The following is a 13227-nucleotide window of genomic DNA, read 5'->3' as shown; positions in this document are numbered from 1 at the left end:
CAAGGAGAGTACAACCATGAGAGGAATTATTTTTGCACTATTAGGCGGTGCATGCATTACCCTGCAAGGGGTTGCCAATACCCGAATCAGTACGGACATGGGTACCTGGCAAGCCGCAACCATTACACAACTTACCGGGTTCATATTAGCGGCTCTAATCCTTGTATTCGTACGGGACATCAACCTGCAAGGATTGAAGCAAGTGAAGCCCATGTACCTGGCGGGAGGCGCGTTTGGTGCAGTAATTATTTTCAGCGAAGTCACGGCTATCCAGCAAATCGGGGTAACTTTTACGATCTCAGCCCTGTTGATTGCACAGCTGTTCCTGACCTTTTTGGTCGACAGTAACGGATGGTTTGGCGTCGTGAAGCAAAAAATGAAACTACCGCAATTTCTGGGTATAGCCTTAATGGTTACGGGCGTCATTATTATGAAACTGTAGCTGGTCGAGTATAAAGTCGGGGGTGAAATACATTATGGAGGAATTCCAGAATCAGCATCAATTGCTGCACTATTTAAAGCAGTATCAGCTCGAATCGGTATTTCACGAGCCCCTGCGTCCGCATATGACGTTATGCCACTTCGAGAAATGCGAATTAATCTGCCGTGAAGGCGAAACATCCGATTATTTATATGTGCTGGTCGAGGGTAAAATCAAAATCTTCACGACCTCACCACAGGATAAAACACTCGTTCTTTGCTTCAAAACACCGCTTGAGGTCGTTGGTGATATCGAGTACGTTCGAGAGAGTAACATTGTGAACACCGTACAGGCGGTCTCACCTGTCGTGATGCTGCGCATTCATTATAATTGGTTAGCTGAACTCGCCAGCGATTACGCACCCTTGTTGAAATTTTTGCTCAAAATTATTTCTCACAAGTTTTATATTGATTCGAACTTCTCCAACTTCAACCTGATGTATCCGGTCGAGGTTCGATTAGCCAGCTATCTGCTCTCCATCTCTACCGAAGAAGCGGGGACTGTTGTCCACGAAGAACTGGACGCCTTTAATTTGACAGATATCGCGAATTTAATCGGTACGAGTTATCGGCACTTGAATCGGGTGATTCAGAAGCTGTGTGCAGATGGATTAATCATGCGAGATCAGGGATTTATTATGGTCAAAGATCGGGCAGGTCTGGCAGAAGTGGCGGGTCACAACATCTATGAATAAGGAGATCTATATCCTATGATCATTACAGGTATTTTGCTTGCGTTACTGGCAGGTTCTCTTGTCAGTCTGCAGACCATCTTTAATAGTAAGGTAAATGAACGTACCGGCTCGTGGTCCACGACAACGATGGTGCTTTTCACCGGGTTTATTGCATCGTTTCTGATTTCTCTAATGGTTGAGGGCAAAAATACGTTCAGCTTCCAACATATGCAGCCCTGGTACTGGCTTAGCGGAGCCATTGGAGTTGGGGTAGTCTTCTGTCTCGTTCAGGGCATGAAGCTGCTCGGCCCCACCTTTGCCATCTCCATAGTACTCACATCCCAGCTAAGTTTCGCCCTGCTGTTTGATTCCATGGGATGGCTTGGGCTGGAGAAAATTCCATTCTCGTGGAACCAGCTTCTGGGGGTTCTTGTCATCGTAGGCGGTATCGTGTTATTCAAGTTTGGAGGTAGCAAATCGGCAAAATCAAAAAAATCTCCCGGTGCACTGCAATCCGACTCATAGGAGAACAATAAAAAGAGTGTCTGTCCAATTCTTTGATTGGCTAGACACTCTTTTTGGCAATCGAACCACGTATCGTGTAATTTGCTTACACGAACTCTACGTTGTGATACACTTGCTGCACATCTTCAAGGTCTTCAAGCGCATCAATCAGTTTCTCGAACTGGGCTTGTGCATCCTCTGGAAGTTCAATATGGTTTTGCGCCAACATGGTCAGCTCGGCTACGGTAAATTCAGTTACACCCGCCGCTTTGAACGCTTCCTGTACCGCATGGAATTGATCCGGTTCGGCGTATACAATAACCGATTCATCCTCATCCACGATATCGCGTACATCCACATCCGCTTCAAGCAGGAGCTCCAGCACTTCTTCCGAAGTTTTGCCTTCAACCCCGATTACCGCTGTAGGATCAAACATATAAGCAACTGAACCACTCACACCCATATTGCCCGCGTTTTTGTTAAATGCAGAGCGCACTTCCGGTGCAGTACGGTTCACATTATTGGTGAGGGCATCCACGATAACCATGGCACCATTGGGCCCGAATCCTTCATAACGCAGTTCTTCATAATTTTCGTCCCCGCTGCCTTTTGCCTTTTCCATGGCACGGTCAATAATTGCTTTGGGTACGTTATACGTTTTGGCACGTTCCAGCACGACTTTTAGTGCGCGGTTCGCTTCCGGGTCCGGTTCGCCCTTCTTGGCAGCTACATAAATCTCAACGCCGAATTTAGCATAGACCCGGCTTGTATTTGCATCTTTTGAAGCTTTTTTTTCTTTAATATTATTCCACTTACGACCCATATCGTTTCCGCTCACTTTCAACATATAATCTGCTTTCTACTTTGTCATTATATCTTGTTGGGCGTACTTCAACAAGTTTAGACTCACGAAAAAATGGTAAAAGGCAAGTAGAATTAACCTCGGCACGTTCAGAAATCCCAAAGGGAAACAATTCAAAAACGTCAAAGAAGCACTTCCCTAGGGAATGCTTCTCTTCACGAATTTATCTAATTAGGCATGAAACTGCTGACCATCCAGCACTTCAGGCACATAACCGGCACGAATGACGAAATCTCCAAAATGCTCACCATCATTGCGCTCTTTGGCATATTGATTCACCATCGGAGTCAATGTATCCAAAATTTCGGATTCGCCAATATTTTCTTTGTACAATTTGTTCAAGCGATGCCCGGTAAAACTTCCACCGAGGTACATATTGTATTTTCCCGGAGCTTTGCCGATAAACGAGATCTCGGCCAGCATCGGTCTCGCGCAACCGTTCGGGCAACCTGTCATTCGAATGACAATCTCTTCGTCTCTCAGACCCGCTTCGTCCAGTACAGGCTCCAGCTTGTCGATCAGTGAAGGCAGATACCGTTCGGATTCCGCCATTGCAAGACCACAAGTCGGAAGCGCTACACAAGCCATAGAACTTCTGCGAAGCGCTGAGTAATGCGCACCATCGGTCAAATTGTATTGCTCAATCAGTGCCTCAATCTTTTTCTTCTTCTGGCTACTGATGTTCCCGATAATGAGATTCTGATTGGCTGTCAGACGAAAATCTCCGGTATGGATTTTGGCAATTTCACGCAGACCTGTCATGAGCGGATATCCATCCACATCCTTCACACGTCCATTTTGAATGAACAAGGTGTAGTGCCATCTGCCGTTGCTGCCTTTCACCCAACCGTAACGATCTCCATTATGTTCAAAATGGAACTCGCGCGCCGCATCCAGCTTCCAGCCGAGACGACTCGTCAGTTCTTCCACGAACCAGGCGAGGCCGCGGTCATCGATTGTATATTTGAAACGGGCATGCTTACGCACTGCACGATCCCCATAATCACGTTGAATCATAACCGTCTTCTCTGCAACATCTATCATTTGCTCCGGTGTACAGAAACCAATGACTTTGGACACCTGAGGATAAGTCTTCGAATCACCATGAGACATCCCCATACCACCGCCGACAGAAACGTTAAAGCCTTGCAGCTTACCGTTCTCTACAATAGCGATAAACCCAAGATCCTGAGAAAACACATCTACATCATTGGATGGTGGAACAGCAATCCCGATTTTGAACTTACGCGGCAAATATACTTTGCCGTAAATCGGCTCCACTTCTTCATCCGTGTCCTGTGAATCGATAATTTTCTCTCCATCCAACCACAGCTCGTGATAGGCACGAGTGCGTGGATCAAGATGATTGCTCACCTGGCATGCCCATTCATATACTTCAGCATGAATATCCGATTGATCCGGATTCGGGTTGCACATGACGTTCCGATTGACGTCACCACACGCAGCCAGGGTGCTGAGCAAGGAATCGTTCACTTCACGAATGGTATTTTTGAGGTCCCATTTGAGCACTCCATGCAGTTGAAATGACTGGCGTGTCGTCAGACGAATGGTCTCATTCGCATATTTATGCGCTACACGATCCATCATCAACCACTGTTCGGGTGTAACAATTCCTCCGGAAGCACGCACACGCAACATGAATTGATAAGCAGGCTCCAGCTTGGATTTATTCCGTTCGTTACGCAGGTCACGGTCGTCTTGCATATAGCTGCCGTGATGTTTCATCAGACGGTTATCGTCCTCGGGAATCGCACCACTGATCCGATCTGCCAGCGTCTCAGTCAGACTTCCGCGCAAGTAGTCACTTTTGATCTTTATATCTTCCACATCGCTGTTCGTACGCTGCGGGTTAAGTAAGTTATTATAAGCCATGCTGCTTTCTCCTCTCGTCTCTCCGGGATGCCTTATCCGGCATATGATCTGAAATTAATACACATCCCGCTGATAACGTTTTTCCTGCTGCAACCGTGTCAGATATTCCGCTGCCTGTTCAGGTGTTAGGCCACCCTCTTGTTCAAGTATGGTTGCGAGTGCAGCATGAACATCATGTGCCATTCTTTTCTCGTCACCACAGATATATACACTTGCACCTTCCTGTAACCATTGATACAGCTCTTTGCTGTGTTCCAGCATCCGATGCTGAACATATACTTTCTCTTCCGCATCACGGGAAAAAGCGACATCCATCTTCGTAAGAACACCGTCTTTGAGCCAGCGCTGCCATTCTGTCTGATAGAGGAAATCGGTGGAGAAATGCTGATCGCCGTAGAACAGCCACGTCTTGCCTTCTGCACCCGTCTCTTCACGCTCTCCAAGGAATGATCTGAACGGAGCTACACCTGTACCTGGTCCAACCATGATGATTGGAGTATCCGGGTTGTCTGGCAGTTTAAAGTTTGGATTTTGCTGAATGAATACAGGCAATGTATCACCGGATTCGACTCGTTCAGCCAGATGAACAGAGCAGACACCGTAGCGCTCTCTGCCGCGTGACTCATAACGTACTGTACGAACAGTAAGATGAACTTCATCCGGGAAAGACTTCGAACTGCTTGCGATCGAATATAGACGTGCCGGGATTTTGCGAAGCACAGCTACGAACGATGCAGCCGGAATACCTTTAAGCCCGTAATCCTGTACCAGATCCAGCAAATCACAGCTGTTCATGATCTTGCGGAATTCCGAATCATCTGCGAGTAGAGCGGGCAAGCCGCTACCCGGGCTCAGCTTTGCCAACTGCTCCACAACGGGTCTTGTGACAGCAGTAATTTCGAAGTAACGCAACAATGCTTCACGTACAGATACCTGGTCTCCACTTTTATTAACCGTAACGCGCTCATCCGCATTCCATTCCATGGCTGCAATCAGCTCATCGACAAGACGTGGATGGTTCTCAGGGAATACACCGAGGCTGTCGCCAGGTTCGTAGTCCAGTTTGGAACCTTCCAGAGACAATTCAATATGACGTGTCTCGCGGTCCGATCCTCTGCCGTTCAGGTTAAGATTTTCCAGCACTTCCGCCTTGAATGGATTCGTCCGGTTGAACTCGGATTCACCGCCGCTTACTGCGGTTCCAACCGCTTCACTGGTCACCGCTCCCGCAGCAGCAGGTGTGCTGCTGAGTGAAGCAAGCACATCATTCATCCACTCTGCAGCCGCTTCATCAAAATCAACATCACAGTCCACACGTGGTACAAGTGCTGTTCCGCCAAGCTCCTGCAAACGAATGTCAAAATCCTTTCCTGTCTTACAGAAGAACTCATACGAAGTATCTCCCAAAGCCAATACGGAGTAACGCAATCCCTCGAGCTTCGGAGCCCGTTTGCTATGCAGGAATTCATGCAACGGAATTGCATTATCCGGCGGTTCGCCTTCTCCATGTGTGCTGACAATAATGAGAAGATTCTCTACTTTTTTCAGTCCGTTCGGTTTGAAATCTCCCATTGACGACAGAGTCACCTGAAGCCCCTGCTCTTCCAGCTTTTTCGCCAATTTTTTGGATAGTCCACTGGAGTTCCCGGTTTGTGATCCAAAAAGTACTGTAACTTCCCTGGACACCGCAGCAGGTGCGCTTTCAGGAGTAATACCTGCTGAAGATGCAGGCTGTTGTTCCACACCAGCAGGTGCAGCTACAGCCGCAAATCCCTGAATGGCTGTCAGATATCCGCTAAGCCAAGTTTTCTGTCCATCGTTCAATGTAGGAATAAGGCGATTGAGCAGCTCAACCTGTTCCTGATTAAAAGGGCTGTTTGTCACTTGAAGTTCCACCATTTGCCACCTCGCGCATTACGTCAATTTTAATTCCTACTAAAATGATCATATTAATTTCTACTCTCTTGAACCTACCATACCCGATGGTAGGGGTCAATTTCGATGATTTTATGGTATTTATCAGTTTCACTGATAAAGGACAAAAAAACAACAAATACCCTCCTCCTCATTCAGGACGGTTTTTGTTGTTTTTTAATCTGGGAGCAGTTTAGTTCGAAGTCGAAAGCGGAATATATTCGCTAAAATGATTCTCCAGCACTTTGTTTTTATCTCCATATACTCTATCCAGATGATTCTCTCCCCACAGACAGATGCGGTCGATGATTGCCTGAAGTGTCAAGCCATACTCGGTCAGCTCATACTCTACCTTGGGCGGAATCTGGGGGTGAATAATCCGATGGATGATTTCATTCTTTTCAAGATCACGCAGCTGCTGGGTAAGGACCTTCTGAGTAATGCCAGGGATGGCTCTGCGAAGTTCGCTTGTTCGTTTTTTACCTGTTATCAGTTGATGCAGAATAAGAATCCTCCATTTTCCACCGACCAGTTCCAGCATTGCCTGCACACCACTCTCATATTTTTTTAGTTCCTGTTCCACTTCTAATCCCCCTAAATCACATATATGTATATCCATTATTAAAAGTAACCGAAGAACCTCAAGGTATCTACAGCACTCGAAGGTGCGTACTTCTCAATAAGATGTCATGAAACTTATAATAACATTGGTCAGAACGTTAAACCAAAAAATGAAGGAAAAAGGATGGTTACTCATACATGAAAATCAAACTGGTCGTTACTCACCCAAGACAGGATTCCCTAACATTTGCCGTGATGAATCGTTTTATAGAAGGTATAAAGGAGAATGACCACGAAATCGATATTCTTGATCTGTATCGTGATGGATTCGATCCGTTATATAGTGTAGAAGATGAGCGCGATTGGCAAAACCCCGAGAAGCAGCATGCTCCGGTAATTCGCAAAGAGCTGGATCGCGTGCTGGCGGCTGATGCCATTGTATTTGTTTTCCCAATATGGTGGTACAACGTTCCCTCCATGCTTAAAGCCTATCTGGACAAGGTATGGAACATGGGGCTGCTGAACAAGGCAAACTCCAAAAAGGCACTCTGGATTGCACTAGCTGGGGGAACGGAGGCTTCATTCCATAAATATGATTATTACAACATGATTTCGAATTATCTGAATAATGGTATTGCGGGTTATGCGAGATTGCAGGAATCCCGAGTCGAGTTTCTCTATGAAACCATATCCGAATCCAAAACCCATATCGAGGGCTTGCTGGAGCAAGCGTATCAAATCGGCAGACATTACAATTAACCTCTACATTTGGACAGAAAGCTACTTGCTCGTTAAGAGTGAACTTCACCGTCAAGTTATCCCCATGCCGGGCACACAAGCAAAAAGAAAAAGGCATACTTCATCCTGTAATCCAGGTTGAAGCATGCCTTCTCTTCTTACACAAAAATTGTTGTTATCGTCAGTTAGGCCAAACCAATTTGCTCATCATCGCATACAGCAGTGTGGCCGATTCGGCACGAGTCGCTTGGGCAAGAGGCTTCACCTCTCCGTTGTATCCGCCGACGATGCCCAGATTCACAAGCATGGCTACGCTATCGCGGGCATATGAACGGATCGTGGAAGCATCGCGGAAACGAGACAGGATATCCGCCGAGGCTGAATCCGGCTCGACTAATCCAGCCGCTTCAAGTGCTCTCACCGTCAGCGTCATCATTTCCTGACGGGTGATGGTTGCCTCAGGCATAAAGCGCCCGTCCCCGGTGCCGCCAGTGATGCCAAACGAACGCGCCGCAGTTACCGCTTTATAATACGTTGCCTCCGCGCTGACATCGGAGAACGCATTCCCACGCGAAGTTTTCAAGCTTAGTGCGGTCATCAGCCACTGCACGTATTGACCACGCGTCATCTCCTGTTTTGGATGTAACTGACGGGAGTCCTCGCTCGCACCTTCATCAAAAACTCCTCGGGCTGCCAATGCCTCCATTGCATTCTTGGCCCATTTTACATCCGCAAGATCTGTGAACGTCTGCTGCACAGACACGGCAGCATAATTTCCTGCTGCAGACGTAACAGTGAATACGACCTCTTTGCTATTCTGATCATAACGGCTTTGCGGCAACGGAGTTGCCACATAATTCGCATCTATGGCAAACCCTACGATCATATCCCGTTGAACATTTTGCAATGTTTCGTAGGGCAGACGTAGCGTCAGCTCGCTTGCTGCTGCCCAAGCATCACCGTCCAGATCAATTTCGAATCGAACCCCGTGCTGTGTTCCGAGTTGATCTGCGACTGTCTGCGACAGCTGAGTTCGAATCAATCGCACCGATACAGTCTCATATCCTGCCAAGTCTTTCATTGAAAGTGTGGCAGGAAATTCTAACGTCCCCAGTTCCGTAACGATGTTGAATACATGTGTGTCACCTTGATTCACCAACGCAGAGACAGGCAGCAATAGTTCATAAGCATTTGCTCCCGAGACCGGTTTCTGCCGAAGTTCGACCAGACGGTGCCCCGTACTAGCTGGAGCGACTTTCAATGCCTCTTCAATCGCTGGAGCATCCACCTTCGTCTGCACTACACCCTTCTGGTCAACAATACCTTGCAACTCAAGAACAGCACGGTCTTTTTGCGATTCAGGTCGTGGTGAGGAATTCCCTGCACTCGGGATACCACTCCCCGGTTGCCCTCCGGAGCTGCTCGAACTACCGCCTGAATTCCCACTTGAACCTCCGCCCGAGCCATCGGAACCCGTTCCGCCTGCTGATGGCGTATATGCCGGTACCTTCACCGTCAGCGGTATGGTCATCGCTTTGCTGTCATCAGAGGTTCGAGTAATTTCCAATTCCAGCGTTACCGACGTTTCCTTCGATGGCGGGATGATTGTTCCATCGATTTGAATGACGGACGGTACAGAACTGGAGGCGATCTCCACCGCAAAACCTTGCGGCACGGTCGGCAACTTTAGCCTCTTCACACCTGCAGAAGGCTGCTCCAGTGTCGTAATGCTTACAGCCACATCGGCAGCGGTCTGTTGGGCTGTAAGTACCTGATAAGCTGAGGACAAACCGCGTATCGAATGCCCAGACGCATCAAAAGCTTCCACTTTATAATAGTAACTGGTCCCGGGACTCAATCCGTTGTCTGTGTATTCCCGCAAACTGCCGGTAGACAACACTGTACTCTCCTTTCTCACGATTCGAGCGATAGAGCTTGTAGCTTGCTGCCCCAAGAATTGCATCCCAGCGAAGTGATACACTTGTTGCAGCCGATATATCAGCATTCAGACCGGCGCTGTCGTCCGTAGGTGGCACCGCATCAGGCTTGGCGATTATGATCCAGCTGATCAGCGGGTCCTGTGACGCCGTATTTCGTACCGTCAATTCCAGCTCGTTGCCCGTAACGACAATGCCTCTGTGTGCTCTAACACTGGCCGGTGTATAAGTAACTGCACCGGTATTCGTTCCATTGATGAGGAAGTTCGCTTTGCGTGACGTGTTCGTCCACGGATCGTTGAACCCGGCGTATATATCATATGTCCCGTTCGGCACATCGAAGGTATAGGTCAGATCACTGCCTTTGGGTGAGTTGCTGACATTGCCTCCATTCAAATAACGGACGGTCGAGAAAATGTCCCCGCCGCTTGAACCGGAAGCCAACGCATCAGCACTGACGTAACCCCAATTCCGTCCCTCTACCGGCGCATACATCTGATCCGCCGTACCCGAGTTGACGAGCGAGCCTTTTATGTAGGCACCCATAAGTTTGTAATCGGCCGTTTCGTATCCACCGCTGTTTACGAAATACTGTGCGTTCTCCGGGATAACGTATACACGGACCGCCTGCTTTTTGTTGCCAAACTCCGGTGTCGTTATCTGAAGTGTGATCGGTCCGGGTTTGGCAAAATCATCTGCCGTCATGGTCCGGTTATCGACCGTCCATACCGCTGGCGTTGACACAAGCTTACCTCCGTCACGCACGTTAACCGTCGTTGGCAGGGAAGGTACTTTCCCGAGTGGTACAGCCTCCGGCAGAGGATCTGCGATGTCTACCTTGCCCATCGAATTCAGCAGATCTGGTGTCCAACTGTAATACCACTTGATAGCAATGTCTGATCCGATCCCGAACTCAATCGGCAAAAATACGTATTTTGCCCCGTCATTTGAGAAATTGCCACCGTTCCATGTGTCCCCCACGTAGATGAACTTGCCTTTTTCCGGATCGACTGGAATGACCGACGTAGTTTGCGTGCCAAACGCCTTACCCGGATCGGGATCGCTCGGCAATGAGCGCACGAACGGATTGGTCATCGTTGACCAGGGACCAAAAATGTTATCCGCCACCGTCACTTTGTTTTCGTTAGGGGCCCAGCCGGACGCGCCGGAGGTCAAAATATAATATTTTCCCTGGTACTTGAACATCGCTGGCGCTTCACGCTGTCCGCCAGGGAACACCCGCACATAATCGACGCCGTTTTCCGCCTGATAGGTGGAATCACGCACCGGATTGCCTTTGTCATCCGTTCGTCCTTCCTTATGCCACCCTGTTACGTCACTGTAGTCCTCATTCAGTTTGGAGATATACAGCGTCAGGTTTTCCTCACTGGAGTAGATCAGATATGCCGTACCATCGTCGTCCTTGAACAACGTCATGTCACGTGCCATGCCCCGATCGCTTGGGAAGTAATCTTTCTCCCCTTCTGGAGTTCTATCCATCCGGTAACTCTTCTGATACACGAAAGGCCCTGTCGGGGAGTCACTGATCGCGTAGCCGGCTCGCGCTTTACCGTAGTTCGCATTATCGTTATAGGGGTCCTTGTCTCCGTCCATGTGGGCCCACATCACGTATTTTTTCGTTTTGTCGTTATAGATGACCTTCGGTCGTTCAATGATCCGGCCTTTACGGATATCGGCCCAAATGTCCACCTTGTCGTCACGACCTTCATACAACTTGGCGATCAACGGGTTCTTGTCGAAATCATCCATCGATTGAATCATCGTCAGTGCCATGCCTTCATCTGTCCAGTTCAGCAGGTCCTTGGAAGAATACACGCGCACGCCAACAGCTGGCCATCCGCCCGTATGGTATTCACCGTACCAATAATACTTTTCAGTCTGTTCATCGTAGAAAAATCCTGCGCCATGTGCGTCAATCGGCTTGCCACCCTGATCCGGCCATAACTGCCCCGGCGTAAAGCTCGTGCGGATGGTGGAAACGCCCAGCGGTGCAGATGCCGGGGAAACGACGTCGTCCACGGTAGCCTGGATCATGTAAAAATACCCCGTGCCCATCGTCAGGCCACTATCAATAAACGTGCTTTCATTGCCACTGTACACCTGCTGATACGTACCCCCAGCACTGGTTGCACGGGACACCGTATATGTTACATCAGATCCAGGAAGTTCGTTCCACCCCAGGGAAATCGACGTATCCGTTACAGCCGTAGCTGCAAATCCTGCTGGGGAATCAATCGAGTACGTGTTGGCCTCTGCAACGGTGAACGCAGATTCTCCGGCAGCATTAAAAGCCGTTACGCGATAGCTGTAGCCGGGCTCAAGCCCCTGATCCGTGTAACTGAGCCCCGTACCTTCGTACACCTGCTCGTATTGGTCACTACCAGCTTCGGCCCGAGCCACGCGATAACCAGTCGCCTTGTCCACGGCCGGCCAGGACAGCTTCACGCTCGTGGCATCGAGTGCCAAAGCCTTCAATTCGCCTGGAGCCTGTGGAGCAACGGCTGTCGTCCGAACCTCCAGCGGCGCAGACCATAACGATTCGGTCATCCCCCCGTATTCATAGGCGAGCTTGTAATAATACACCATTTCCGGACTTAATCCCTCATCCACGTAACCCAAAGACTCGGTGTTGGTAATCAGGGAATACCCACTTTCAGGCGTAGAGGAACGGTACAGGTAATAGCTCGTTGCACCTACTGCCTCGGTCCATTGCAGTGAAACCGAAGACGCCGTCTGTTCATCGTTGGAGAGTAGAAGATCGTTCCCTGGCGGCTGCTCGGCAATGATAACGTCATCTATATGTACCGACTGCCACTTATTCCGAATGCCAACTGTACCCGACCCGTATGTAGTATCGACCAAATCGAATACCAACCGATCCGAACCGTTTTCGGCGATGTACCCGCGAATGGAAGAACCCGACAGCACCATTTTGAGCGTATACCACGTATTTTTGGCCAACGCATAGTCCACCGATTTCAACGTCGTATCTGTTCCGTTCACCCGCTTGGAAAAGACAAGTTTATTGTTAGGGGCCTGCATTTGAAAATAATAAAAGTTGTTCTTATCCTGAAACCGCGATAAAATTCCCGGAAATCCCTGACCGCTCCCCGTGTAAAAACGCATGGAGACCGTCATGTCAGACATGACGTCTCCTGTTGAAATGATGCCTTCCCCAGTATCGCTCTGAAAAAGTGTGGAGTTGGACGCATCCGTCGGGTCCGCCATTACCGCCCAACTACCTGAGCTTACGTCCCACACTGGCGATGCCGTGTAATCCCCGTCAGAAAAATCGTCTTGCAACAACGTGGCAGGCATTCTATCCGCATCGGCATATGCATGGCTTGGTAACATCAACGGTCCTGAAGACAATACCAACGTAGCAGATAACATGAATATCAAGGGTTTCCTGAGTTTATCCAATGTTCATTCTCTCCTTTGACTTGGAAGATGAAAGCATGGTTCTTGAAGGCGGTGTTGTTATCCGGCCTGTCCTCAGCAGTGAGCATGCGGTAAAAAAGTGCGCTCCACCTCCCTTTTTTAATGAAACCGGTTTCATTATGGAGCAAAAAAAGACCCGTCTTCTCTCCTAAGTGCAATGTTACCAAAACGGAATACCTCGTCTTCTTTGCCCCTATGTCGT

The 13227-nt window shown here is 48.7% G+C and carries 10 protein-coding genes; 4 read left to right on the top strand and 6 right to left on the bottom strand.

Features of this window, described 5'->3' with window-relative positions:
• Positions 1–16 precede the first annotated feature (16 nt).
• The 3 genes from ACFVQB_RS04155 to ACFVQB_RS04145 are packed head-to-tail and all read left to right on the top strand — an operon-like array spanning position 17 to position 1679.
• Positions 17–442 carry a DMT family transporter gene (locus ACFVQB_RS04155; RefSeq protein WP_024633836.1) on the top strand — a complete coding sequence of 142 codons (426 nt, stop codon included), beginning with the start codon at positions 17–19 and terminating at the stop codon, positions 440–442.
• Positions 443–476: 34 nt separating this feature from the next.
• A complete protein-coding gene (locus tag ACFVQB_RS04150; RefSeq protein ID WP_379435128.1) occupies positions 477–1175 on the top strand; it encodes a Crp/Fnr family transcriptional regulator in 699 nt (232 codons plus the stop codon).
• A gap of 15 nt (positions 1176–1190) precedes the next feature.
• Positions 1191–1679 (top strand): DMT family transporter, encoded by a 489-nt coding sequence (locus ACFVQB_RS04145; RefSeq protein ID WP_379435127.1) that lies wholly within the window; start codon positions 1191–1193, stop codon positions 1677–1679.
• Positions 1680–1764: 85 nt separating this feature from the next.
• On the opposite strand, the gene ACFVQB_RS04140 is transcribed toward ACFVQB_RS04145, so the two are convergent.
• The 4 genes from ACFVQB_RS04140 to ACFVQB_RS04125 all read right to left on the bottom strand — a co-directional run bounded on the left by ACFVQB_RS04140 (position 1765) and on the right by ACFVQB_RS04125 (position 6910).
• The gene (locus ACFVQB_RS04140; RefSeq protein WP_024633833.1) at positions 1765–2481 is read right to left on the bottom strand and encodes a YebC/PmpR family DNA-binding transcriptional regulator; all 717 of its coding nucleotides are present in this window, start codon (positions 2479–2481) and stop codon (positions 1765–1767) included.
• Between the two features lie 210 nt (positions 2482–2691).
• A complete protein-coding gene (cysI, locus tag ACFVQB_RS04135; protein ID WP_379435126.1) occupies positions 2692–4413 on the bottom strand; it encodes an assimilatory sulfite reductase (NADPH) hemoprotein subunit in 1722 nt (573 codons plus the stop codon).
• Positions 4414–4467: 54 nt separating this feature from the next.
• Positions 4468–6309 (bottom strand): assimilatory sulfite reductase (NADPH) flavoprotein subunit, encoded by a 1842-nt coding sequence (locus ACFVQB_RS04130; protein WP_379436301.1) that lies wholly within the window; start codon positions 6307–6309, stop codon positions 4468–4470.
• Between the two features lie 211 nt (positions 6310–6520).
• Positions 6521–6910: a winged helix-turn-helix transcriptional regulator gene (locus ACFVQB_RS04125; protein WP_379435125.1), complete on the bottom strand. Its 390-nt coding sequence runs from the start codon at positions 6908–6910 to the stop codon at positions 6521–6523.
• Positions 6911–7086: 176 nt separating this feature from the next.
• Between ACFVQB_RS04125 and ACFVQB_RS04120 the strand changes: the two genes are divergently transcribed.
• Entirely contained in the window at positions 7087–7647 is a 561-nt protein-coding gene (locus tag ACFVQB_RS04120; protein ID WP_379435124.1) for an NAD(P)H oxidoreductase, read from the top strand.
• 160 nt (positions 7648–7807) lie between these two features.
• Here ACFVQB_RS04120 and ACFVQB_RS04115 read toward each other — a convergent pair whose 3' ends face one another.
• Complete coding sequence (locus ACFVQB_RS04115; RefSeq protein ID WP_379435123.1) at positions 7808–9523, bottom strand: S-layer homology domain-containing protein; 1716 nt, start codon at positions 9521–9523, stop codon at positions 7808–7810.
• Positions 9456–13007 carry a family 43 glycosylhydrolase gene (locus ACFVQB_RS04110; RefSeq protein ID WP_379435122.1) on the bottom strand — a complete coding sequence of 1184 codons (3552 nt, stop codon included), beginning with the start codon at positions 13005–13007 and terminating at the stop codon, positions 9456–9458. The genes ACFVQB_RS04115 and ACFVQB_RS04110 overlap by 68 nt, the downstream gene beginning before the upstream one ends.
• Positions 13008–13227 lie beyond the last annotated feature (220 nt).

Origin of the sequence: Paenibacillus sp. NPDC057886 (genome assembly GCF_042796655.1) — a bacterium.
Taxonomy (GTDB): Bacteria; Bacillota; Bacilli; order Paenibacillales; family Paenibacillaceae; genus Paenibacillus.
Note: the sequence above shows the minus strand (reverse complement) of the source record. Positions and strands in the feature narration are given on the sequence as shown.